At 74.0% G+C, this 23,265-nt stretch carries 22 protein-coding genes and 2 tRNA genes; 5 read left to right on the forward strand and 19 right to left on the reverse strand.

The window, feature by feature from the left end; all coding sequences use genetic code 11:
- Positions 1–10: 10 nt before the first annotated feature.
- The 9 genes from ftsX to HH311_RS02855 all read right to left on the reverse strand — a co-directional run bounded on the left by ftsX (position 11) and on the right by HH311_RS02855 (position 8,181).
- Positions 11–916: a permease-like cell division protein FtsX gene (gene ftsX / locus HH311_RS02815; protein WP_312029899.1), complete on the reverse strand. Its 906-nt coding sequence runs from the start codon at positions 914–916 to the stop codon at positions 11–13.
- Positions 913–1,602 carry a cell division ATP-binding protein FtsE gene (gene ftsE, locus HH311_RS02820; RefSeq protein ID WP_169182028.1) on the reverse strand — a complete coding sequence of 230 codons (690 nt, stop codon included), beginning with the start codon at positions 1,600–1,602 and terminating at the stop codon, positions 913–915. The genes ftsX and ftsE overlap by 4 nt, the downstream gene beginning before the upstream one ends.
- Positions 1,603–1,725: 123 nt before the next feature.
- Positions 1,726–2,841 carry a peptide chain release factor 2 gene (gene prfB / locus HH311_RS02825; protein ID WP_169182029.1) on the reverse strand — a complete coding sequence of 372 codons (1,116 nt, stop codon included), beginning with the start codon at positions 2,839–2,841 and terminating at the stop codon, positions 1,726–1,728.
- A gap of 73 nt (positions 2,842–2,914) precedes the next feature.
- Positions 2,915–4,054, reverse strand: coding sequence for a DUF3500 domain-containing protein (locus tag HH311_RS02830; RefSeq protein ID WP_312029900.1), 1,140 nt, complete (start codon positions 4,052–4,054; stop codon positions 2,915–2,917).
- Positions 4,051–4,377, reverse strand: coding sequence for a putative quinol monooxygenase (locus HH311_RS02835; RefSeq protein WP_312029901.1), 327 nt, complete (start codon positions 4,375–4,377; stop codon positions 4,051–4,053). The genes HH311_RS02830 and HH311_RS02835 overlap by 4 nt, the downstream gene beginning before the upstream one ends.
- 35 nt (positions 4,378–4,412) lie before the next feature.
- Positions 4,413–4,667 carry a pentapeptide repeat-containing protein gene (locus HH311_RS33675; RefSeq protein ID WP_169182030.1) on the reverse strand — a complete coding sequence of 85 codons (255 nt, stop codon included), beginning with the start codon at positions 4,665–4,667 and terminating at the stop codon, positions 4,413–4,415.
- Positions 4,562–5,677: an acyl-CoA dehydrogenase family protein gene (locus HH311_RS33060; RefSeq protein ID WP_169182031.1), complete on the reverse strand. Its 1,116-nt coding sequence runs from the start codon at positions 5,675–5,677 to the stop codon at positions 4,562–4,564. Before HH311_RS33060 ends, HH311_RS33675 begins: the two co-directional genes overlap by 106 nt.
- Before the next feature lie 10 nt (positions 5,678–5,687).
- Complete coding sequence (locus tag HH311_RS02850) at positions 5,688–6,860, reverse strand: acyl-CoA dehydrogenase family protein (RefSeq protein WP_169182032.1); 1,173 nt, start codon at positions 6,858–6,860, stop codon at positions 5,688–5,690.
- 109 nt (positions 6,861–6,969) lie between these two features.
- Positions 6,970–8,181: a glycoside hydrolase family 3 protein gene (locus HH311_RS02855; protein WP_169182033.1), complete on the reverse strand. Its 1,212-nt coding sequence runs from the start codon at positions 8,179–8,181 to the stop codon at positions 6,970–6,972.
- 79 nt (positions 8,182–8,260) lie between these two features.
- On the opposite strand from HH311_RS02855, the gene HH311_RS02860 reads away from it, so the two are divergent.
- Positions 8,261–9,184 (forward strand): alpha/beta fold hydrolase, encoded by a 924-nt coding sequence (locus HH311_RS02860; protein WP_169182034.1) that lies wholly within the window; start codon positions 8,261–8,263, stop codon positions 9,182–9,184.
- A gap of 81 nt (positions 9,185–9,265) precedes the next feature.
- Here the strand turns inward: HH311_RS02860 and HH311_RS02865 are convergent, their stop codons facing one another.
- Both HH311_RS02865 and HH311_RS02870 read right to left on the reverse strand, forming a co-directional pair.
- Positions 9,266–9,862, reverse strand: a complete 597-nt coding sequence (locus tag HH311_RS02865; protein ID WP_312029902.1) for a methyltransferase domain-containing protein — start codon at positions 9,860–9,862, stop codon at positions 9,266–9,268.
- A 59-nt stretch (positions 9,863–9,921) separates the two neighbouring features.
- Positions 9,922–10,221: a YggT family protein gene (locus HH311_RS02870; protein ID WP_169182035.1), complete on the reverse strand. Its 300-nt coding sequence runs from the start codon at positions 10,219–10,221 to the stop codon at positions 9,922–9,924.
- Positions 10,222–10,307: 86 nt separating this feature from the next.
- Here HH311_RS02870 and HH311_RS02875 point away from each other — a divergent pair, with 86 nt between their 5' ends.
- Positions 10,308–10,664, forward strand: coding sequence for a DUF952 domain-containing protein (locus HH311_RS02875; protein ID WP_169182036.1), 357 nt, complete (start codon positions 10,308–10,310; stop codon positions 10,662–10,664).
- A 144-nt stretch (positions 10,665–10,808) separates the two neighbouring features.
- Here HH311_RS02875 and HH311_RS02880 read toward each other — a convergent pair.
- The 4 genes from HH311_RS02880 to HH311_RS02895 all read right to left on the reverse strand — a co-directional run bounded on the left by HH311_RS02880 (position 10,809) and on the right by HH311_RS02895 (position 15,389).
- Positions 10,809–10,882 (reverse strand) — tRNA-Met (locus HH311_RS02880).
- A 235-nt stretch (positions 10,883–11,117) separates the two neighbouring features.
- Positions 11,118–11,191, reverse strand: a tRNA-Met gene (locus tag HH311_RS02885).
- Positions 11,192–11,247: 56 nt separating this feature from the next.
- Complete coding sequence (locus HH311_RS02890; RefSeq protein WP_169182037.1) at positions 11,248–14,208, reverse strand: UPF0182 family protein; 2,961 nt, start codon at positions 14,206–14,208, stop codon at positions 11,248–11,250.
- A 155-nt stretch (positions 14,209–14,363) separates the two neighbouring features.
- On the reverse strand, positions 14,364–15,389 hold the full coding sequence (locus HH311_RS02895; RefSeq protein WP_169182038.1) for a S16 family serine protease: 1,026 nt from the start codon (positions 15,387–15,389) through the stop codon (positions 14,364–14,366).
- A gap of 128 nt (positions 15,390–15,517) precedes the next feature.
- Between HH311_RS02895 and HH311_RS02900 the strand changes: the two genes are divergently transcribed.
- Positions 15,518–17,044 carry a zinc-dependent metalloprotease gene (locus tag HH311_RS02900; RefSeq protein ID WP_169182039.1) on the forward strand — a complete coding sequence of 509 codons (1,527 nt, stop codon included), beginning with the start codon at positions 15,518–15,520 and terminating at the stop codon, positions 17,042–17,044.
- A gap of 82 nt (positions 17,045–17,126) precedes the next feature.
- Here HH311_RS02900 and HH311_RS02905 read toward each other — a convergent pair whose 3' ends face one another.
- Complete coding sequence (locus tag HH311_RS02905; RefSeq protein ID WP_169182040.1) at positions 17,127–17,714, reverse strand: M48 family metallopeptidase; 588 nt, start codon at positions 17,712–17,714, stop codon at positions 17,127–17,129.
- A 53-nt stretch (positions 17,715–17,767) separates the two neighbouring features.
- On the opposite strand from HH311_RS02905, the gene HH311_RS02910 reads away from it, so the two are divergent.
- The gene (locus tag HH311_RS02910; RefSeq protein ID WP_169182041.1) at positions 17,768–18,754 is read left to right on the forward strand and encodes a TOMM precursor leader peptide-binding protein; all 987 of its coding nucleotides are present in this window, start codon (positions 17,768–17,770) and stop codon (positions 18,752–18,754) included.
- The gene (locus HH311_RS02915) at positions 18,732–20,057 is read left to right on the forward strand and encodes an ABC1 kinase family protein (RefSeq protein ID WP_396027421.1); all 1,326 of its coding nucleotides are present in this window, start codon (positions 18,732–18,734) and stop codon (positions 20,055–20,057) included. Before HH311_RS02910 ends, HH311_RS02915 begins: the two co-directional genes overlap by 23 nt.
- 172 nt (positions 20,058–20,229) lie before the next feature.
- Here the strand turns inward: HH311_RS02915 and HH311_RS02920 are convergent, their stop codons facing one another.
- The 3 genes from HH311_RS02920 to HH311_RS02930 form a co-directional block, all read right to left on the reverse strand.
- Positions 20,230–20,547, reverse strand: a complete 318-nt coding sequence (locus HH311_RS02920; protein WP_169182043.1) for a WhiB family transcriptional regulator — start codon at positions 20,545–20,547, stop codon at positions 20,230–20,232.
- Between the two features lie 127 nt (positions 20,548–20,674).
- Positions 20,675–20,959: a hypothetical protein gene (locus tag HH311_RS02925; RefSeq protein WP_169182044.1), complete on the reverse strand. Its 285-nt coding sequence runs from the start codon at positions 20,957–20,959 to the stop codon at positions 20,675–20,677.
- A gap of 122 nt (positions 20,960–21,081) precedes the next feature.
- Complete coding sequence (locus HH311_RS02930) at positions 21,082–23,202, reverse strand: ATP-dependent DNA helicase UvrD2 (protein ID WP_169182045.1); 2,121 nt, start codon at positions 23,200–23,202, stop codon at positions 21,082–21,084.
- Positions 23,203–23,265: the final 63 nt, after the last annotated feature.

Here is a 23,265-nt window from a genome sequence, read left to right on the forward strand (position 1 = left end):
GCTGGACCTCCTAGTTCCGCACGTACAGGCGCAGGGTGACATACCCCGTCGCCGTCGCGATGGCCGCTCCGACGACCACCAACAAGGGTGCAACGAACAACAGGACGTCGCTCATCCCGACCGCCGGGATCGCGTTGGAGATCAGCCGGCCGCCCAGCAGCCGGTCGATGAAGAAGAGCTTGCCGAGCACCAGGCCGCCGGTCGCGAGGAGCGCCCCGACGACGCCGGTGATCACCGCCTCGATGAGGAACGGCACCTGGGTGTACCAGCGGGTGGCGCCGACCAGCCGCATGATCCCGACCTCCGTGCGCCGGGTGAACGCCGAGACCTGGATGGTGTTGGAGATCAGCAGCAGGGCCGCGAGGGCCTGGATACCCGCCAGCCCGAACGCCGCGTTGCGCACGCTGCCGAGGAAGGTGAACAGGTCCTGCACCAGGGCGCGCTGGTCGACCACGTTGCGCACCCCGGGCCGCCCGGAGTACTCGGAGACGATCGCGTCGCCGCGGGTCGGGTCCTTGAGCGTCACCCGCAGCGTCGCGGGCAGGCTCTGCGGGCGGACGAGCTGCAGGATCGACTGCCCTGCGTAGATGCGCAGGAACCGCTGGTAGGCCTGGTCCCGGCTCTCGTAGGAGACCGCGGCGACGAGCGGGTCGGCGGTGAGCTCGCCGCGCAGGCCGGTGCACGTCGGGCTGGTGCAGTCCTGGTCGCCGGCGCTCGTCGGCTCGTCGAGGGCGACCTGGACGGCGAGCTGGGAGTAGTAGAGGTCCTGGGTGCGGTCGATGGTGCGCACCGCGAGGAGCCCGGCCCCGAGCATCCCCAGCGAGATCGCCGTGGTCAGCATCATCGCGATGCTCATGGTGACGTTGCGGCGCAGGCCGGCGAGGGCCTCGCGCCACACGAAGGCCAGGCCATTCACCGGGTGGCCCCGTAGACGCCGCGCGCGTCGTCGCGGGCGAGCTTCCCGAGGTGGAGCTCGACGACCCGGCGGCGCATGGCGTCGACGATCTGGCGGTCGTGGGTGGCCATGACCACGGTGGTGCCGGTCCGGTTGATCCGGTCGAGCAGCAGCATGATGTCGTCGCTGGTCTCGGGGTCGAGGTTGCCGGTGGGCTCGTCGGCGAGCAGCACCAGCGGCCGGTTGGCCAGGGCGCGGGCGATCGCGACGCGCTGGGCCTCGCCGCCGGAGAGCTCGGCGGGCATCCGCTCGCCCTTCCCGTCCAGGCCCACCAGCTCGAGCATCTCGGGCACGACGGTGCGGATCGTGTGGTCGGACTTGCCGGTCACCTCGAGGGCGAACGCGACGTTCTCGGCCACCGTCCGGTCGCCCAGCAGCCGGAAGTCCTGGAACACGCAGCCCATCCGCTGGCGCAGCTTGGGCACCTTGCGGTTCGGCAGCCGGGCGACGTTCCAGTTGGCGACGAACACGTTGCCGCTGGAGGGGCTCTCCTCGCGCAGGAGCAGCCGCAGCAGCGTCGACTTGCCGGAGCCGGACGGGCCGATGAGGAACACGAACTCGCCGCGGTCGACGTCCATCGAGACGTCGTCGAGCGCCGGTCGCACGGACGTCGGGTACAGCTTCGTGACGTGTTCGAGCCGGAGCACGGGCCGGGATGCTACTTGGCGGTGTCGATCTTCCCGGACGGGCGAGCGTTCACGTCAGGAACGACTCGTTGCAGACACTGAGCGTCAAAAAAGCGGCGTTGATCACGGTCGGGATCGGACGCCCTACGCGGCGGCCTCGGTCTGCTTGCGCCAGCGGATGCCCGCGTCGAGGAAGTCGTCGATGAACCCGTCGAGCACCTGGCTGGTCTGCGAGGTCTCCTGGTTGGTCCGCAGGTCCTTGACCATCTGGTACGGGTGCAGGACGTACGAGCGCATCTGGTTGCCCCAGCTCGAGCCGGAGTCCTTCAGCGAGTCGAGCAGCGCCCGCTCCTCCGCGCGGCGGCGCTCGAGCAGCTTGGCCGCGAGCACCGTCATCGCGGTCGCCTTGTTCTGGAGCTGCGAGCGCTCGTTCTGGCAGCTCACGACGATGCCGGTGGGCAGGTGGGTCAGGCGGACCGCCGAGTCGGTGGTGTTGACGCCCTGGCCACCGGGCCCGGAGGAGCGGTAGACGTCGACACGCAGGTCCTTCTCGTCGATCTCCACGTGGTCGGTGGACTCGACGACGGGGGCGACCTCGACGCCCGCGAACGACGTCTGCCGGCGGCCCTGGTTGTCGAACGGCGAGATCCGGACGAGCCGGTGGGTGCCCTGCTCGACGGACAGCGTCCCGTACGCGTAGGGCGCCGAGACCTTGAAGGTGGCGGACTTGATGCCCGCCTCCTCGGCGTAGGAGGTGTCGTAGACCTCGGTCGGGTAGCCGTGGCGCTCCGCCCAGCGCAGGTACATGCGCATGAGCATCTCGGCGAAGTCGGCGGCGTCCACCCCGCCGGCCTCGGCGCGCACCGTCACCAGCGCGTCGCGCTCGTCGTACTCGCCGGAGAGCAGCGTCCGGACCTCGAAGGCGCTGATGTCGGCGTGCAGGCTCGCGCGCTCCGAGTCGGCCTCCGCGGCGAGCTCGGTGGCGTCGGCGCCCGACTCCTCGTCGGCCATCTCGTAGAGGGTCGAGAGGTCGTCGAGCCGGGAGCGCAGCGACTCGGCCTTCTTGAGGTCGGCCTGCTTGTGCGTGAAGTCGCTGGTGAGCTTCTGCGCGGTCTCGGGGTCGTCCCAGAGGTCCGGCGCCGCGACCTGGGTCTCCAGCTCGGCGACCTGGCGCCGCAGACCGTCGAGGTCCATCGCCGCCTCCACCGAGTCAAGGCTGGCGGCGAGGTCCTTCAGTTCGGTCGCGGTCGTGTCGTCCACGTCTCCAGGGTAATGCCGTGCTCCCGGGCGACCGGCGGGTGCGGGGCCGCTCGGTCGCGGCCCCGTCCCCGGGTCAGTGGTGCGCGCGGCGGTGCTCGGCCAGGACGTCGCGGCCGAACTCGTGCCCCGCGGCCCGCCACACCGAGTGGGCGTGGTTGACCCCGCGCTGGGTGTTGTCCCACTCGGCGAGCAGGTGGGGCCCCTGGAGCCGGTAGTAGTGCGGCTCGCCGCGCTCGTGCCCGCCGGCCCACGCGAAGTGCACGGCGTCCAGGGCGTCGCCGTCGAAGCGGGCCCGCTCGCGCTCCACCAGGCCCGGGGGCATCCGCCCGACGTAGACCTCGAGCAGCTCGCGCAGCACCGCCCGCTGGGACTCGGCCAGGTCGCGCCCGGCGATCCCCTTCGGCTCCGCGGTGATCTCGGTGGCCGCGCGGTCGGCCTCGGTGACGCCGAGCTGGGCCTCCAGGCCGTCGTGCATCGACCACAGCCGGTCCTCGAGCGCCTGGTCGTCGAAGTGGCCGCGCCACAGGTCGGGCAGCGGGATCAGCCGGTCGCCGGGCGAGACCTCGACGCGGTTGGCGCCGATGATGTCGGCCGGCGCGATAGGGGTGAGCACCGCGGCCGCGCGCTGGTCGGTGTCCAGGGCGTGCAGCAGCGCGCGGCCGATGTCCTCGATCCCGCCGAGCGGACGCAGTTCCCGGCCGCCCAGGAGCGGGGAGACCATCGGGTCCGCGCCGAGGAAGCACGGCGACCCGGCGACCGCCTCGCCGCCGACCACCAGGTGGTTGACCGAGACGTGGTGCCCGCCGAAGCGCCAGCCCCACGGACCCGTCCCGGAGGGATCGCCGAACACGCGCAGGTAGTACATGCCGGGGTCGCGCCCGCGGTCGCGGGCGAACCCGGTGGTGAAGCCCTCGGTCCGGTCGAGGACGTTCTCCAGGCCCATGATCGTCGAGGCGCTGACGTAGCCGGGCTCGGACAGCCCGCTGGCGAGCAGCCGCATGGCGCCGCGCTGCTGGTGCGGCAGCTGCTCGTGCAGCGTGAGGCCACCGTGGTCGGTGGGCGTGTAGTACCAGGTCAGCCGTTCGGCCTCGGCCGCCTTGGACCCCGGCCAGGCCCATCGGCCCTGCGCCGCCTGCTCGTCGTCGAGGGTCTCCAACCAGGCGGCCGCCGCCTCGGCCATGGCCGAGGCGACGGTCGCGGGGGTGGCACTCACTTGATGCGCTTGAGCCGGGTGATGACGAGGCCCTCGGAGCCGCCGGCGAGCAGGTCCTCGAGCTTGGAGGCGAAGTCCACCAGGTGCTGGGCACCGAGGTGGGCGTCGAGCTTCCCGCCGGACTCCCAGTTCTCGTAGAAGAAGAAGGTCGCCGGGTCGTCCTCCGCGACGTGCAGGTCGTAGTTGACGCAGCCGTCCTCCTGGACGGTGATCGGCACGAGCGCCTCGAGCGCGCTGCGCAGATCGTCCTCCTTGCCCGGCTTCGCGGTCATCCGCGCGATCACGGTGAGCAGGTTCGGGTTGTCGTCGGTGGGGGTGGCCACGGATGCGACTCCTTCGTCGTGGGGGGTGACGCCGGTCATGCCACCAGGTCCGTAGCCGACGCGCGGCCCCGCCTACCCGATCGGGCAGGCGGGGCCGGCGGTCCGAGGCCTAGAAGGTCAGCGCCTAGAAGGTCAGCGCCTAGAAGGTCAGCGCCTAGAAGGTCAGCGCCTAGAAGGTCAGCGCCTAGAAGGTCAGCGCCGCCAGGTGCTCGCGGTGCTCCTCGGCCGACCCGAACAGCGGGGCCCGCCGCCGGGCGCGCTTGTAGAAGAAGTGGGCCTCGTGCTCCCACGTGAAGCCGATGCCGCCGAAGAACTGGATCATCGCGCCGGTGGCCTCCCACGCGGCGTCGGAGGCCTTCGAGCCGGCCACCGCGACCGCGGCCGCCGTCCCGGGGTCGTCGGTGTCCAGCGCGTGCGCCGCGAAGAGCACCGCGTGCTCGGCCATCGTCACCGCGACGTGCAGGTCGGCCATCCGGTGCTTGATCGCCTGGAACGACCCGACGGGCACACCGAACTGGGTGCGCTCGCGGTCGTAGGCGACGGTGCGCGAGAGCGCCTCCCGGGCGACCCCGACGAGGTCGGCGGCGTTGAGCACGGCGCCGCGCGCGAGCAGCGCCGTCACCGCGTCGGGCCCGCCGGCCGCGAGCGGCTCGGCCGGGGTGTCGGCCAGGTCGACGGCGCCGACGCGGGCCGTGCCGTCGTAGGTGTGCTGGTCGCGCACCGACAGCCCGCTCGCGCCCGCCTCGACCAGGTACAGGCCCGGGGTGCCGGACGCGTCGGTGGCGGCGACGACGATCAGGCCCGCGACGTTCGCGTAGTCCACCGGCGATGCCGACCCCGAGAGCCTGCCCGCGCCGTCCCCTTCCGGGCTGTTGGCGTCCACGGTGATCCCGGACCCGTCCCAGGCCCCGCCCTCGCCGCGCAGCGCGACGGTGCCCACCGTCTCGCCGGCCGCGAGCGCGGGCAGCCAGCGGGCCTGCTGCTCGGCCGAGCCGGCCAGCCGGATCGCCTCGGCCGCGAGCACCGTCGCGAGCCACGGGCCCGGTGCGACGCCCGCGCCGAGGGCGCGCGCCACGACCTGCGCGTCGACGAGGCCGAGCCCGAGCCCGTCGTGCTCCTCGGGGACGAGGACGGCGAGCGCGCCCTGGTCGGCGAGGCCCTTCCACAGCGTCAGCGGGTGCCCGTCGCCGTCGGGATCCTCGACGACGCCGCGGACGGCCTCGAGGTCGAAGCGGTCGGCGAGGAACTCGGAGACGGTCGAGGCGAACGCCTCCTGCTCCTCGGTGAGTGCGAAGAACACGCGGGGCCTCCTACCGCGGCAGGCCGAGCACGCGCTCGGCGACGATGTTGCGCTGGACCTGCGACGAGCCGCCCCAGATGGTCACCGACCGGGACCAGTGGTCCTGCGCGTGGAAGGGCGTGAGGTCGACGTCGGGGCGCGGGGCGGCCAGCGTCGCCTCGGGGCCGAGGACCTTCTCGAAGGCCTCCCAGAGGTCCTGGAACGCCTCGGACCACTGCAGCTTCGTCATCGAGGACTCCGCGCCGAGGTCCTTGCCCTGCTCGGTCCGGGTGAGGATGTGCATCGCGTGGTAGCGCAGGCACTCCAGCTCGACCAGGCAGCGCGCGAGCTCCTGGCGGGCCACCGGGTCGTCGGCGCGGCCGAACCGCTTCGCCTCGGCGACGATCTCGTCGTACTGCCGGCGGAACTCGGTGTACTGACCCACGCCGGAGGCGCCGCGCTCGAAGGAGAGCAGCAGCATCGCGGTCCGCCAGCCCTGGCCGATCTCGCCGAGACAGTCCTTGGCGGGCACCCGAGCGTCGGTGAAGAAGACCTCGCCGAACTCGCTGGCCCCGCTCATCTGCTTGAGCGGGCGGGCCTCGACGCCGGGCTGGTCCATGTCGATGAGCAGCATCGAGATGCCCTTGTGGCGCTCGGACCCGGCCTCGGTGCGCACCAGCGTGAAGATCTTGTCGCCGTGCATGGCGTTCGTCGTCCAGATCTTCTGGCCGTTGACGACGAAGTCGTCGCCATCGCGCACGCCGCGGGTCGCGACCGCCGCCAGGTCGGAGCCGGCGCCGGGCTCGGAGAAGCCCTGGCACCAGATGACCTCGTTGCGCAGCATCGGGCCGATGATCTCGGCCTTCTGCTCCGGGGTGCCGATCGCCATCACGGTCGGCGCGAGGAAGGTCAGCCCGAGGGTGTTGACGGTCTGCGGGGCGTGCGCCCGGATCGTCTCCTCGTCGTAGATCGCCTTCATGCCCGGGGTGCCGCCGCGGCCGCCGTACTCCACCGGCCACTGGATGCCCGAGAAGCCCGCGGCGGTCTTGCGGGCCTCCCACTCGCGACGCTTCTCGAACGACTCCGTCGTGTCGAGCGAGGCCCAGTACCCGGGGCGGGTCCACTCCTCGGGGATGTTCTCCGCCAGCCAGGTCCGCAGTTCCGTGCGGAACTGCTCCTCCTCGGCGGTGTACGTCAGGTCCACATCGGCTCCAAGGCTGTCCGCGGTCGGCCGGTACGCACCCGGCACGCGCTGCACTCTCGCAGGTCCGTCGGGGCCCTGCACTACCGGCGGGTAGCCCAGGGGTGGGGCATCAGCAGTGCAGGATCCCCCGCGCTTCCTTGAGGGCGAGCACGCGGCGCACCGCGTCCTGCGCCCGGGCCGCGAACGCGGGGTCGCGGGCCGCCGTCGTGATGGCGTCCAGCATCGGTGTGAGGTCGCCCGGTCGCACGGTGAGCACGAGGTCCCCGCCGGCGGCGAGGAACCGCGTGGCCCGGGCGCCCACCGGGGTGTCGGCCAGCGCCTGCGCCACCCCGACGTCGTCGGTCATGATCACGCCGCGGAAGCCCAGCTGCCCGCGCAGCAGGTCACGCATGATCTTCGAGGAGAAGAGCGCCTGGTGGCCAGGGTCGATCTTCGCGTACTGGGCCGACGACATCATCACCAGCGGCGCCCCCGCCCGGATGCCGGCCGCGAAGGACTGCAACGACGGCGAGTCCGCGCCCGTCGCCGTGTCCACCACGCCACCGGCGAAGTCGGTGTTCTGGCGGACCGCGCCGAGGCCCGGGAAGTGCTTGAGCGTGGACGCGACCCCGGCGTCGGCCATCCCGCCGACGAACGCGGTGACGGCCGGCGCGACGGTCGCGACGTCGGTGCCGAACTGCCGCCCGTACTTGCCGTCGGTGGCGTTCGCCGTCCCCAGGTCCGGGTCGACGACGTCGGCCACCGGCGCGAGGTCCGCGGTCACCCCGACGTCCCGCAGCTCCTTCCCCCAGGTCCGGGCGTCGCCGCGCAGCGCCTCCGCGTCCCTGCCCTGGGTGGTGCCCGGCGGGATGCGGGTGAACCCGGGGCCCTTGAGCTGCTGGACCTGCCCGCCCTCCTGGTCGGTGGTGACGAGCATCGGGACGTCCGCCCCGCCGGTGGCCTGCGCGCTCGTGACGACCTGCGTGACGTCGTCGGTGCTCGCCGTCGCCCCGTCGGTGAGGATGATCCCGCCGGGCTCCTTCGCCAGTGCCGCCCGTGCGGCCTGGCTCACGCCGCCGGCCGGGACACCGACGACGACGAGCTGCGCCCACCGCTGGGCGGGCGTCAGGCGGTTCCAGGTGGCGGTGACGCACGCCGAGTCGGTGGGCGCGGCCGGCGTCGTCGGGGTGGCCGTCGTCGGGGTGGCGGTGGTCGGGGCCGCCGCCGTGGTGGGCGTGGGCGCCGGGGCCTGTCCCGCCCCGCACCCGGCGGCGAGCGCCGCGGCCAGCAGGGCGGCCCCCGCGAGACGGAGCGGGCGGCGGTCCGGTCGGGGCGGGGTCATCGCGGGCCAGGGTAGGGAGCGCGCGGGCCCGGTCGACCCCGGGTAGCCCGAACGAGGGCGGCGCAGGACGATGACGCCCATGGTCTCCACGCGGCGGACGGTCACCCTGCACGGCCACCCGATGGCGTGGATCGAGGCGGGCCCCGAGCGCGGGGAGCCCTCCGAGGTCGTCGTGCTCCTGCACGGGGTCGCCGGGAGCTCATCGACGTGGGAGCCCGTCCTCGAGCGCCTCGCGGGGAGCCGCCGCCTCCTGCTCGCCCCGGATCTGCTCGGGCACGGCGAGTCGGCGGGCCCGAGCGGGGACTTCTCGATGGGCGCCTTCGCGAACGGGCTGCGCGACCTGCTCGCCGCGCTGGGGCACCGTCGGGTCACCGTCGTGGGGCACTCGCTCGGCGGGGGCGTCGCGATGCAGTTCGCCTACCAGTTCCCGGAGATGTGCTCGCGGCTGGTGCTGGTCTCCTCGGGCGGCCTGGGCCGTGGGGTGAGCCCGACGCTGCGCCTGGCCGCGCTGCCCGGCGCCGGGGTCGTCGTGCCGCTCCTCGCCCGCACCGGGGCGCTCGGCCTGGGGGTCGCGGCGCTGCGCGCGGCCGCCGCCCTCCCGCTGCGCCCGGCCGACCAGGTGTCGCTGCGCGAGTACGCCCGCCACGCCGGGTCCCTGATCGAGCGCGCCCACGCCGACGCCTTCGTCGACACCGTCCGGGGCGTCATCGGGCCGTGGGGCCAGCGGGTCACCGGCACCGACCGGCTCTACCTCACCGAGGGCCTGCCCACCCTCGTGGTGTGGGGCCGCCGGGACCCGATCATCCCGGTCGGGCACGCCTACCGCGCCGCCTCGCTGATGCCGGGCAGCCGGCTGGAGGTCTTCGACTCCTCCGGGCACTTCCCGCACTGCGACGAGCCGGGGCGCTTCGCCGCCCTGCTCACCGAGTTCTGCGACGCCACGGAGCCCGGCCGCCTGGACGCGGCGTCGCTCGGGCCGCGCCTGGGTGGCTTCGCCTCGTGAGCGCCGGGGTCCGCGCCGAGCGGACCCCCACGGCTCGCCGAGCAGCCCTCACGGCCCACTCGGCGGGCACGTGACCCGTCGTCAGGACCCGGTGTTGCGGCACTGGTAGGCCAGCGCCGGCGGCACGTTGCGCCACACCGTGGGGGTCACGCGCACCTCGTCGAAGCTCTGCTCGAGCAGCTCGCGGAAGCGCCGTTGGGTCGGCAGGTTCATCACGTGGCGGTAGGCGAAGGTGGTGAACACCCCGCCCGGCACGAGCACCCGTGAGACCTGCTCCATGATCCCGCGCTGCGCCTCGCGGGAGAACAACGTCCACGGCAGGCCGCTGACGACGGTGTCGACGCGGGTGATGCCGATGTCGGCGAGGAGCTTCTGGAGGTCCTTCGCGTCTCCGCGCACGACCTCGAGCCACGGCCGGGTGCGCGCGAGGTGGCTGACCATCCCGGGGTCGATCTCGACGGCGACGTGGCGGGCCTCGGGCGCCATCCGGCGGCGCAACGCCTGGGACACCACCCCGGTGCCCGGCCCGAGCTCCACCACCGTCGCGGACCCGTCCTGGGGGGCGACCGACGCGAGCAGGTCGCACAGCGCGCGGCCGCTCGGGGCGACCGCGCCGATCACCGCGGGGTTGCGCACCGCCGAGGAGGCGAACGCGAGGAGGTCACGAGCAGGCGTCACGTGCGGAGACTCTCAGGTCCGGGGCGGGGGGACCACCGGGGAGGGGCTTCGTCACGGCCTCACCGCGGATCGATCACCCGCATCACGATGTAGACCACGATCAGCAGGATCATCATCGACAGGTCGAGGCTGATGTTGCCGATGCGCACGGCCGGGATGAGCTTCTTGAGCAGCTTCACCGGCGGGTCGGTCACCCGGTACATCAGCTCGAGGCTCACCGCGGTCCCGCCCGCCGGCCGCCAGTCGCGCGCGAAGCCCCGGACCACCTCGACCACGAGCCGCCCGATGATGAACAGGTAGAACACGAACAGGACGTAGTAGACGACCAGCAGGATCGTGTCCGTCGGGCTCGCGAGCATGGCTCCACTATGCCGTTCCCCGCCCGCGGCGGAGCCGACCCCTGCCCCGCTCCGCGCCCCTCGGGTTCGCTGCGAGGCTGGGCGGCGTGATCCTCCACATCTGCCCCCGCGCGGACTGGGACGCGGCGGGCGAGCTCCTGCGGCCGGCCTCGCTGGACTCCGAGGGCTTCGTGCACTGCTCCGACCCCGGCACCGTCGCGCTCCCGGCCTCCCGGCTCTACCCCGCACGGACCGACCTGGTGCTCCTCGAGGTCGACCCGGGCCGCCTCGGGGTGCCGGTGCGGTGGGAGCCGGGGGTGCGGGACGGGCAGGTGGAGGCGTCCGGCCCGTGGTTCCCGCACGTCTACGGGCCGCTGCCGCGGGCCGCCGTCGTCGGGGTGCACGACTTCCCGCCCGAGGCGGACGGGACGTTCCGACTGCCGGTCTCGCTGGCCGAGCGCTGAGCACTGCCGGGCCGACGGTACGAACGGCCGGTTGATGACCTTCTCGGGTCACGAACCGGTCGCTCGTGCCCCGGACCCGCGTGCCGACCCTCGGGAACGACGAAGGCCCCCGACCCGTGCTGGGTCGAGGGCCTTCGTCGCAAGTAGCGGGGACAGGATTCGAACCTGTGACCTCTGGGTTATGAGCCCAGCGAGCTACCGAGCTGCTCCACCCCGCGCCGCACCGGTGCGTCCCGGTGATGGCGTCAAGACTACCGCCCGGTGAACCGGGGCCGCGCACGGGGGGTGGGGCATCGGGGCTCCGGGGCTCGAGGGAGTCGCTGCGCGCCGAACGGATCTCCACGAGCCGCGCAGTGACTCCCTGATCATGACCAGCCGGGCCCGTCCGGGACACGAGGGCGGACACGACGAAGGCCCCCGACCCGTGGTGGGTCGAGGGCCTTCGTCGTGTAGTAGCGGGGACAGGATTCGAACCTGTGACCTCTGGGTTATGAGCCCAGCGAGCTACCGAGCTGCTCCACCCCGCGTCGCACTGGGAACACTACGCGACGCGGGGTGGCCGGCGATCACCCGGGGGTCCGGGTCACTGCGCGCCGGTGGCCGCCCGGTACTGGTTGATGGCGTTGGCCAGGTCCTGCTGGGCCTTGCCGATGCCCGCGAAGTCGCCCTGCTGCTGGGCGGTCCGCAGCTCGTCGAGCGCCGTGTTCATCGCGGTGACCGACGCGCTGACCTGCGGCGAGGCCGCGTTCGGGGCCGCCCCGGCGGGGGCCTGGGCGGCGCCCTGCTGGGGTGCGGCCGCGGCCGGGACCTGGGTCTGCGGCACCGCCGCCTGGCCCGGCGTCGTCGTCGCCGTCCCGGAGGAGCCGAACACCTGGGTGAGGGCCTCCGCCAGCGTCGGCGCGTAGCCGATCTTCCCGCCGAAGCTGACGAGCACCCGGGACAGCTGCGGGAACGACGACTCCTGGTTGGACCGCTCGATGTAGACGGGCTCGACGTAGAGCAGCCCGCCCGCGATCGGCAGCGTCAGGAGGTTGCCGTAGAGCACCTGGGTGCCCTGCTGGCGCAGCAGGTTGAGCTCCGTCGACACCTGCGGCGAGGACAGGAACTGCGTCTGCACCTGCTGCGGGCCCTGGGTCTGGGTGTCGGTCGGGAGCTGCAGCAGCGTCATGTGCCCGTAGCTGCCCGGGTCCGAGCTCACCGACAGGTAGGCCGAGAGGAACTCGCGGCGCAGGCTCACCAGCGCCGTCGTCAGCTGGAACTGCGGCGACGTGCTCGCCCCGCGCCGCGGGTCGTCGGCGAGCAGGTAGTACGGGGGCTGCGGGTCGCCCGCCGCGGCCGCGGCGTCGCTCGTCGGGTCGGACGGGACGTCCCAGAAGGAGACCGTCGAGTAGAACTCGCTCGGGTCGGACACGTGGTAGCGCGTCAGCAGGTCACGTTGGACCTTGAAGATCCCCTCCGGGTAGCGGAAGTGCGCCCGCAGGTCCGGCGGGACCGCCGAGATCGGCTTCACCGTGCCCGGGAACGCCTTCTCCCACGTCTGCAGCACCGGGTCGGTCGGGTCGTTCTCGTAGAGGTCGACCTGCCCGGTGTAGGCGTCGACGGTGGCCTTCACCGAGTTGCGCATGTAGCCCGCGGTCTGCGGGGCGAGCGTGCCGGTGTTCGCCGAGTCGCGGGTCGCGTCGCCGAGCGAGACCTGCTGCGCGTAGGGGTAGCGCGGCAGCGTCGTGTAGCCGTCGACGATGTACTTGATCTGGCCGTCGACGACCGCCGGGTAGACGTCGTTGTCGAGCTCCAGCCACGGCGCGACCTTCTGGACACGCTCCAGCGGGTCGCGGTTGTACATGATCCGCGAGTTGTCGCCGATCGAGGAGTTGAACAGGATGTTCCGCTCGAAGCCGTAGTAGGCGAAGAACGCCAGGCGCGAGAGCGGGTTGGACAGCGGCACGCCGCCCGGCCCGGTGTAGGTGAACTGCTTGGTGTCGGTGTCGTACTCGCGCGGCGGGGCGCCCGCGTCGGCGCCGACGATCGCGTAGTCGTCGGGGTTGTTGACGAGCTCGCCGTAGTAGATGCGCGGCTGCTGGAGACCGAACGGTCCCGGGGTGTCGACGTCGGAGACCTGGAACTGCGGGTAGCCGCCCTGCCCGCCGTTGGAGTCCACCGCGGCGTTCACGGTGTTCGCGGGCGCCGCGATGAAGCCGTTGCCGTGGGTGTAGACGAGGTGGCGGTTGATCCAGTCCTGCTGGTTGCCCACCAGGTTGTCCGGGTCGATCTCGCGGGAGGCGACCACGTAGTCCTGGGTCTGCCCGCCCAGCGTGTAGCGGTCGACGTCGAGGGTGGGCGCGAAGCCGTAGAAGTTGCGGCGCTGCTCGAGCTGGGTGAACGTCCGCGACAGCCGGTTCGGGTCGAGCAGGCGGATGTTCGGCACCGTGCCCTGGTCGGTGGTGATGGCCTGCTGGACCGACGCCGCGCTCTGGTCGGTGGTGCCGGCGTAGGGCTGCACGGTGACGTTCTGCGGGGTGATCCCGAAGGCGTCCCGCGTCGCCTGGATGTTGCGCCCGATCGACACCGCCTCGCGCTGGTTCGCGTTGGGGCGGACCGAGAACTGCTCGAGCACCGCCGGCCACGCGGCGCCGATGAGCACGCTGGAGAGGATCAGCAGCGCGAGCGCGATCGCGGGGATCTGCAGGTTGCGCAGGAACACCGCGGCGAAGAACGCGGCCGCGCAGATCACCGCGATGAGCAGCAGGATCAGCTTGGCCGGCATCGCGGCGTTGAGGTCGGTGTAGCTCGCGCCGAAGAAGTTGGCGCCGCTGATGGAGGCCTTGCGGTCGGAGAAGAGCAGCTCGTAGCGGTCGAAGAAGTACGCGATCGCCTTGAGCAGCACGAACGTCCCGGCCAGCACCGCGAGGTGGGCGCGGGCCGCGGTGGCGAGCGAGCCGTTGCGCCCGGCCAGCCGGATCCCGCCGAAGACGTAGTGCGCGACGAGGGCCGCGAGGAAGCTGATCCCCACGCCCACGAACAGCCACGACAGCACCGAGCGCCAGAACGGCAGCGCGAAGACGTAGAAGCTGATGTCGTGGCCGAACACCGGGTCGGTGACGTTGAACGGCGTCTGGTGGAGGAAGAGCTGCGTGGTCTCCCAGTCCCCCTGCGCCGAGAGCGCCGCGATGATCGCGACGAGCAGCGGGATGCCGATCGCGAAGAGCCGCAGGTGGGCCAGGACCACGGTGCGGTAGCGCGCGACCGGGTCCTCCGGCCCGGCGACGGGCACGAACACCGGCCGGGTCCGGTAGGCGATGTAGAGGTTCAGCGCGATGAGCCCGCCCATGAACACCGCGGCGATGACCGCCTGCACGATGCGGGTGACGAGCACCGTCGAGAAGACGCTGCGGAAGCCGACCTCGCCGAACCACGCCCAGTCGACGTAGACGTCGACGAGCCGGGCCAGGGCGACCAGCACCACGAGGACGACCGCGCCCACGATGAGCAGGGTCTTCGTTCGCCGGGACAGCTGCGGGTTCCCGGTCGCCGGCCGGTTGGCCACTGTCGGTCACGCTCCAAGCGGGGACGGGTGGTGCGGGTCGAGGGGGTGCCGAGCGCCGCGGGTGCCGGCCCGGTGGGAGAACTCTACGAACGCCGTGTGGGTTCCCTGTGCTCCGATGTTCCTCGTGTCGGGTTCTCCGGGCGCCGCGACCCTGGTCAGCAGGTCGGCGGCGTCCGACCGGCGGCCAGGTCCTGCACGGCCGCCACACCCTCGCGCAGGTCGGACACGCGCGCCAGCACCAGGCCCGACGGCGCGGTGCGCACCGCCTCGGAACAGTTGCCGGCGGGCACCAGGAACGCGGTGGCCCCGTCGGCGCGGGCGGCGTCCATCTTGAAGCGGATGCCCCCGATCGGGCCCACCCGGCCGTCGGCGTCGATCGTCCCGGTGCCCGCGACCTCCTTGCCGCCGGTGAGCTCGCCCGGCGTCAGCTTGTCCACGATCGCGGTCGCGAAGATGAGCCCCGCCGACGGGCCGCCGACGTCCGCGAGGCCGATCTTGATGGTGGCCGGCGAGACGACCTGCGAGGCCGCGGTGATCCCGAGGTAGCCCTTCGTCGGGTCGCCCGGGCGGGCCGCCGTCGTCACCGTGACGTCGAGGGTCTGGGCGCCGCGCTGGATCCGGACGGGCACCGGGGTGTTCGGGGGGACCCCGCCGACGGCGTCGACGACGTCCTGCGGCGTCGTCACCGCCCGCCCGCCGACGGCGAGCAGGCGGTCGCCGGGCTTGAGCAGCGCCGACGACGGCCCGGGGGTGGTCACGTCGCCGACCTCGACCGCCGACGGGTAGCCGAGGTAGCGCAGGGCCGCGGTCTGGGCGTCGTTCTCGGACTGCGAGAACTGCCGGGTGTTCTCGGCGTCGACCTGCTGGCTGGTCTGCCCGCTGGGGTAGACCTGCTCGCGCGGCACCACCTCGTGCGAGCCGGTGACCCACATGGCGATCGCGGCGAAGAGGGTCACCTGGCTCGTCACCGCCACGGTCGTCATCCGCAGCTGGCCCGACGTCGGGTAGGTCGGCACCGGGCCCGACACGTCGATGATCGGCGTGCCCGACTGGTCGCCCAGCACGTCGAAGGTGGGCCCGTCGCCGAGGGCGACGAACGGCACCCGCACCGTGGCGCCGGCGAGCCCCAGGACCGCGGCGAGCACGAGCCCGAGGGCGATCGTCGCGCGCAGTCGGGTCACGGGCGGGCAGGGTAGTGATCGACGCTGTGGGGTCCGCGTCCGGTGTTCGCTGAGGGCTTGCCGAGAAGTCGCTGAGCGCCTCCGTCGGGCGGGCGTCGGGAGAGGGTGTCGCGCGTACCGTGGGCGGCATGAGTGACCTGCCCTTCGGTTTCGGCCCGTCCGACCCCGACGACTCCCGCCGCGAGGGGTCCTCCGGGTCCGGCGACGGCGGCTCCGGTTCCGAGGGATCGGGGCACGGCGGCTTCGGGTTCGGCCCGGGCGGCGCCGGCGGCAACCCGTTCGCGGCCTTCGGCGGTGGCGCCGGGGGCCCCGGCGGGTTCGACCTCGGCCAGCTCGGTCAGATGCTCACCCAGCTCGGGCAGATGCTGTCCTCGAGCGGGGGCCCCGGGGGCGGTGACGGCCCGGTCAACTACAAGCTGGCCGCGCAGATGGCCCACCAGCAGATCACGGTGAAGGGCGCGCCCACCGCGGAGCAGCGCACCGCCGTCGAGGAGTCGGTGCGGCTGGCCGAGCTGTGGCTCGACGACGCCACGACGCTGCCCTCCGGCGTCTCCACCGTGACCGTGTGGTCGCCGGACGACTGGGTCGACGCGACCGTGCCGACCTGGCAGCGGCTGTGCGACCCGGTCGCGCGCCGGGTCGCCAACGCCTGGGTCGAGGGGCTGCCCGGTGAGGCCCGCGAGATGGCGGGCCCGATGCTCGGCATGATCTCGCAGGTCGGCGGGATGGCGTTCGGCTCACAGCTCGGTTCCGCGCTCGGCCAGCTCGCCGGGGAGGTCCTCACCTCCTCGGACATCGGCCTGCCCCTCGGACCGGAGGGCACCGCGGCGCTGCTGCCCGACGCCGTCGCCCGGTTCACCGAGGGCCTCGACCGTCCCGCGGGCGAGGTGCTCGTCTTCCTCGCCGCGCGCGAGGCCGCCCACCACCGCCTCTTCGGCCACGTGCCGTGGCTGCGCCAGCGGCTCCTCGCCACCGTCGAGGAGTTCGCGCACGGCATCACGATCGACACCTCGCGGATCGAGGAGCTCGCCCGCGACCTCGACCCGTCCAACCCGGCGGCGATCGAGCAGGCGATGTCCTCGGGGCTCTTCGAGCCGCAGACCACCGAGGCGCAGAAGGCCGCGCTGACCCGCCTCGAGACGCTGCTGGCCCTCGTCGAGGGCTGGGTCGACCTCGTCGTCGCGCAGGCGGTCGGCGACCGGCTCCCCGGGGCCGACGCGCTGCGCGAGAGCATGCGCCGCCGCCGCGCCTCCGGCGGTCCGGCCGAGCAGACCTTCGCGACGCTCGTCGGGCTGGAGCTGCGCCCGCGCCGCCTCCGCGACGCGTCGGAGCTGTGGCGCCGGCTGGGCGAGGAGCGCGACGTCGACGGGCGCGACGCGGTCTGGGCGCACCCGGACCTGCTGCCCACCGCCGAGGACCTCGACGACCCGGCCGCGTTCGTCCGCGGCCGCTCGGCTCTCGGCGAGGAGGGTGGCGACGGCGGGTCGTTCAGCGACCTCGACGACCCGATCGCCCGCCTCGAGCAGGAGATGCGCGCCGAGAAGGAGTCCGGGACCTCCGCTCCGGACGAGGGCTCGACGGGCACGGCCGAGGGCAAGGGCGGGGGCACGGACGGGAGCACGGACGACGAGGGGCCGGGCGAGCCGAAGGGCTGAAGCTGATCCTCGTGATCACGAGCACGTAAGGCAGGTCCGGCGGGCCCGGAACCTGCCCCACGTGCCCCTCACCGGGCAGGCGTCACCCGTCGTCGTCCGCGTCCCCGTCCGCCTCGCCGCCGATCTCGAGCCCGGCCCCGGCGGACAGTCCCTCGAGGTAGCCGATCGCGCGCTCGCTGCGCGGGTAGCGGGCCTCGAGGGCCCGGAACGCCGGGCCGTGGCCGGCCTCGCGCAGGTGGGCGAGCTCGTGGACCAGCACGTGGTCGAGCACCCAGCCGGGGACGTCGCGGAGCCGCTCGCTGACCCGGATCGTGCCGTCGACGGGCGTGCACGACGCCCACCGGGTCCGCATCGGCCGGGTCCAGCGCACCGACACGGGGCGGGGCCAGCGGCCGTCGGGACCCACGGCGTCGAGGTGCTCGCGGGCGAGCCGGTCGGCGCGGGAGGCGAGCTCGTCGTCCCCGGCGCGGCGGCCCGGCCGACGACGCTGCTCCGAGCGCTCCAGCCGCCGCAGCATCTCCTCGACCCAGTGCGCCTCCTGCGCCCGGCTCATCGACGCGGGCACCGAGACGATCACGGTGTCGCCCTCGCGGCGGGCGTCGACGGTGCGGCGCCGCCGGGCGCTGCGGCGGACCACCACCTCGGGACGCTGCGCTTCCGACTCGGCCACATCCGGCACCGTAGGCGAGGGATCCGACAGCCTCCCGGCCGCGTCCAATCCGGGTGAGGCCCCTCCCCCGTGACCCCGCCGACCGCCCGGTGCTGCTCTGGCGTGACGCCGCCACCGCCCAGTTCGGCTCCGACCCCGCCACCGCGCTCATCCTCGCGGGCCTGAGCCCGCCGCTCGCCGCGCTCGTCCGCGCCCTGGACGCCGGGGTCCCACCGGCCCGCGCCGTCGCCGAGGTGCTCGCGCGGGGCGGCGCGCCGGGAGAGGTCGCCGCCGTGGTGGCCGCGCTCGCCGGCGCCGGGCTCGTCGCGGCGCCCCGGCCCGCGCCGGGGCCGTCGTACGTGCGGGTGCACGGCGCCGGCCGGTTGGGCACGGCCGTCGCCGTGGCGCTGGCGGCGGCCGGGGTGGGCCGGGTCGCGGTCCGCGCGCGGTGCGCGGTGGCGCCGGCCGACGTCGGGACCGGGCTGCGCGACGCCGACGTCGGGCGCCCCGCGCTCGTCGCCGTCGCCGAGGCGCTCGCCCGCACCGCACCCGCCGTCGTCGTGTCGGAGCCCACACGGCGCCGTCCGGACCTCGTCGTCCTCGTCGGTCCGGCCGCCACCGACCTGGTGCTGGCCGCCCGGCTGTCGGCCCGCCACCAGCCCCACCTCGCGGTCACCGCGCACGGCGGCCGGGGCGTCGTCGGGCCGCTCGTCCTCCCCGGGCGCGGGTCGTGCCTGCGGTGTGCCGAACGCCACCGCGCCGCGGCGGATCCGGCCTGGCCACGGCTGGCGGCGCAGCTCGCGGGCCGCCCGGCCGGGGTCGGTCCGACGACCGCCACCGCGGTCGCCGCGCTCGCCGTCGAGCACGTCCTCGCCCACCTCGCGGGGACGCCGACGCTGGTCGACGCGGCCCTGGAGCTGGACCTCGCCGGCGGCGCCGTCACCCGGCTCGACCGCCCGGCGCACCCGGCCTGTGGTTGCGCGCCTCGCCCGGAGGGGGTGCGCCCTGGACGAGCCGACGCCGTGGTGCCGGGGGACAATCGACCACGTGTCGTCCGATGACATCCCACGCCGAACGGTCCAGCGCTCCGCGCGGCTGGCGTCGCTCCCCCTGGGATTCGCGTCGCGCACGGCGGCCGGCTGGGGCAGGCGGCTCGCGGGCGGCGACGCCGGCGAGATCTCCGCCGACGTCGCCCGGCGCGGCGCCGAGCAGCTCTTCGCCGTGCTCGGCGAGCTCAAGGGCGGCGCCATGAAGTTCGGGCAGGCCCTGTCGGTGTTCGAGGCCGCCGTCCCCGACGAGCTCGCCGAGCCCTACCGGGAGGCGCTGACCCGGCTGCAGACCGCGGCGCCCCCGATGCCGGCCGCGCGCACCCACCGGGTGCTCGCCGAGCAGTTCGGCCGCGGCTGGCGTGAGCGCTTCCGCGAGTTCGACGACACCCCGGCGGCGTCGGCGAGCATCGGGCAGGTGCACCGCGCGGTGTGGGGCGACGGGCGCGAGGTCGCCGTCAAGGTCCAGTACCCGGGCGCGGAGGAGGCCGTCATGGCCGACCTGCGCCAGCTGCAGCGCTTCGCCCGCCTCATCCAGCCGATGGTCCCGGGCATGGAGATCCGCCCGCTGCTCCAGGAGCTGCGCGACCGGATGGCCGAGGAGCTCGACTACCGCGACGAGGCCGACGCACAGCGCCAGTTCGCGGCCGCGTTCGAGGGGGACGAGCACGTCGTCGTGCCCCGGGTGGTCGCGTCCGCGCCGAAGGCGATGGTCTCGGAGTGGATCGAGGGCACGCCGCTCTCGCAGATCATCCGCACCGGCGAGCCCGAGGAGCGCGACCGCGTCGGGCGGCTGCTCTCGACCTTCCACTTCTCCGCGCCGGCCCGCGTCGGGCTGCTGCACGCCGACCCGCACCCCGGGAACTTCCAGATCCTCCCCGACGGCCGGCTCTGCGTGATCGACTTCGGGGCGGTCGCGCGGCTGCCCGACGGGCTGCCGGTCGAGCTCGGCCACATGCTCGCGCTCGCGGTCGACGACCGCTCCGACGAGCTGCTCGAGCTGCTGCGCACGCTGAACTTCGTGCTCCCGGGCACGGACATGTCGCCCGACGAGGCGGCGGCCTACCTGGGCCCGCTCGTCGACCCGCTGCGCACCGACAAGTTCCACTTCACCCGCGAGTGGATCCGCGGCCAGGCCGAGCGGCTCGGCGACCTGCGCCGCCCCGAGTTCGAGACCGGGCGCGGGCTGAACCTGCCGCCGCAGTACCTGCTGATCCACCGGGTCACGCTGGCCTCGGTGGCCGTGCTCTGCCAGCTCGACGCCGAGGTCCCGATGCGGGCGATCTTCCAGGAGTGGCAGCCCGGCTTCGACGTCTGAGCTGCCGGTTCTTAAGCGAAGGGCACCTCCGCTCGGGGAGACCGGCGAGGGGCGCCCACGGCCAGGACCCGGCCGGGGGCACCGGGTTGCGAGCGAAGGGCACCATCGCTCGATCTGGTCGACCGATGGTGCCCTTCGCTCAGGACGGCCCGGGTCCCGACGACGGCGGGCCTCACGCCACGCCGGCCGCCTGCCGCGCGGCGGCGAGCTCGGCGTCCCGGGCGAGGTCGGCCTTGCTCGGCCGGCCCCGGGGCCGCTTGCGGGCGATGACGGATCCCCGGTCGAGGATCTCGCCGCCCCAGACGCCGGCGAACTCCCGCCGTTCCAGGGCACCGGCCAGGCACCGGCGGCGGATCGGGCAGGAGCCGCACAGCACCTTCGCCTGCTCGAGGTCGGCGGGGCTGTCGGAGAACCACAGGTCGTCGGTCTCCTCCCGGCAGGGGAGCGGGACCGACCCGGGTATCTCGGGGGCAGAAGGGACGGGATACATGCTCGGACCTCCTACGGCGGGTGTTCGGGGATCACCCGGGAACCGCGGAGTCCTCGTGCGTCTCGAGGGCCGGAGACGACGAAGGCCGCGAACCCGGGGGGTCCGCGGCCTGGCGATCGGGGGTGTGTCAGGCACACCCGCCGCTGGGACGCGGACGATGGGGGTCGAGATCGACGTGCTGGCGCTGGCTCATCGCGGCCGGGTTCGCACCCGGGCGCGGGGAGATCTCTCCCCGGACGCCGGACACGACCGGGACGGCCGCGAAGGCACGCGTCCGGGCGAGCCCCGTGAACGGGACCTCCTGCGCGTACGGCGTGGAGCAGCGCGACGCGACCGGCGATATGCCGGTCACCGCGATCACGTCGGTCACCCGGGACGGGGAGACGGGTGCACCCGTGAGGAACAGCTTCATGATCGGCGCACCCCCTCGTCGCAAGCGTCTCGACCCGGCACGTCACGCGCCGGTGGATGCGAACCTAGGGGCCCCCGCGCGAGGGCCGCAACGGAATTTCCCGCGAGATCCGAGAAGTTTTCTCAGCCGACGTGGTCGCGGACCATCGTGAGCACGTCGTCGCCGTAGCGCTCCAGCTTCGACGCGCCGATGCCGGGGATCGTGACGAGCCCCTTCGGGTCGGTCGGGCGCTGCTCGGCGAGGGCGACGAGGGTGGCGTCGGTGAACACGACGTAGGCCGGCACCGACCGCTGCTTGGCCTCGTTCGACCGCCACGCCCGCAGCGCGTCGAGCAGCTCGACGTCGACGTCGGAGGGGTGCTCGGTGCAGCGGCCGATCTTCTGGGCCGCCGGGTCGGACAGCGCCTTCCCGCACAGCCGGCACCCGGCCTTGGTCACCTTGGCCTTGGGCCCGCCGTCGACCCCCGACCCCGGTTTGCGTGCCGCCGGGTGGTCCTCGGGCACCAGCCCGTAGAGGAAGCGGCTGCGGCGCCGCGAGCGCCGCCCGCCCGCCGAGCGGGAGAGCGCCCACGACAGCCGCAGGTGCACCCGCGCACGGGTCACCCCGACGTAGAAGAGCCGGCGCTCCTCCTCCACCGCGTCGTCGTCGCCGTCGGCGTGCTGGATCGGCAGCGTCCCGTCGGTGAGCCCGACGAGGAACACGGCGTCCCACTCCAGGCCCTTCGCGGCGTGCAGCGACGCCAGCGTGACCCCCTGCACCGTCGGCGGGTGCTGCGCCTGCGCCCGGGCGTTGAGCTCGGCGAGGAAGCCGCCCAGGGTCGTCGTCGGGACGCTCTCGACGAGGTCGGCGGCGAGCTCGGCGAGGGCGCGCAGCGACTCCCAGCGCTGGCGCTGGGCGCCGTCGGCGGCCCCGCCGGGCGGCGGCGTCTCGGTGAGGCCCTGCTCCCCCAGCACCGCCCGCACCGCCGTGACGACGTCGGTCCCGACGACGCCCTCGGGTCCCCCCTCGACCCGGCCCGCCGTCGTGCGCAGCGCGGCGATCGCGGTGCGGACCTCGGCGCGCTGGAAGAAGCGCTCGCCGCCGCGGACCTGGTAGGCGATGCCGGCGTCGGCCAGCGCCTGCTCGTAGACCTCGGACTGGGCGTTGACGCGGTAGAGCACGGCGATCTCGGCGGCGGGCACGCCGTCGTCGATCAGGTCGCGGATCTGGTCGGCGACGGCGGTGGCCTCGGTCGGCTCGTCGTCGTGCTCGGCGAAGTCCGGCGCGGGACCGGGCGGGCGCTGCCCCTCGAGGCGCAGCCGCGACCCGGCGGCCCGCCCGCGCGCCGCCCCGATGACGGTGTTCGCGGCGGCGACGACCTGCGGGGTCGAGCGGTAGTCGCGGACCAGGCGCACGACGGCGGCCTCGGGGAAGCGGCGCGGGAACTCCAGCAGGTAGCTCGGGCTGGCGCCGGCGAAGGAGTAGATCGTCTGGTTGGCGTCGCCGACGACGGTGAGGTCGTCCCGCCCGCCGAGCCACGCCGAGAGCAGGCGGTGCTGCAGCGGCGTGACGTCCTGGAACTCGTCGACGACGAAGCAGCGGTAGCGCTCGCGGAACTCGTCGGCCACCTCGGCGGAGCCCTCGAGCGCGCCGGCGGTGTGGATCAGCAGGTCGTCGAAGTCGAGCTGCTCGGCGCGGTTCTTGAGCTGCTCGTAGGAGTCGTAGACGCGGGCGACCTGCTCGACGGGCGCCGGGGTGTCGCGCTGGGCCTTGGTCGCGGCCTGCGCGTACGCGTCGGGCGCGACGAGGCAGGCCTTGGCCCACTCGATCTCGCTCGCGAGGTCGCGCAGGGACTCCCGGGTGGTCGGCGCGTCGGCCCGCTGGGCGGCCTGGCCGACGAAGCGCAGCTTGTTCTCCAGCACCGGCCACACCTCGCCGCCGACCGAGCGCGGCCAGAAGTAGCGCAGCTGCCGCAGCGCGGCGGCGTGGAACGTCCGGGCCTGCACGCCGCCGACGCCGAGGTCGCGCAGCCGGGTGCGCATCTCCCCCGCGGCGCGCGCGGTGAAGGTGACCGCGAGGACCTGGCCGGCCCGCACCTGCTCGGCGCGGACCAGGTGGGCGATCCGGCGGGTGATGGTGCGGGTCTTGCCCGTGCCGGCGCCGGCGAGCACGCAGACCGGGCCGCGCGGGGCGAGCACCGCGGCCCGCTGCTCGGGATCGAGCCCCTGCTCCGGGGTCTGGCCGGGCGCCGCGGTCACCGTCACCGCCCCATCGTCTCAACCCGGCCCGACGTCGTGGGGCGGGACGGCCCGGCGGGTCGCGGCGGA

The organism is Actinomycetospora sp. TBRC 11914 (assembly GCF_012933465.1).
In the GTDB taxonomy this organism is placed as follows: domain Bacteria; phylum Actinomycetota; class Actinomycetes; order Mycobacteriales; family Pseudonocardiaceae; genus Actinomycetospora.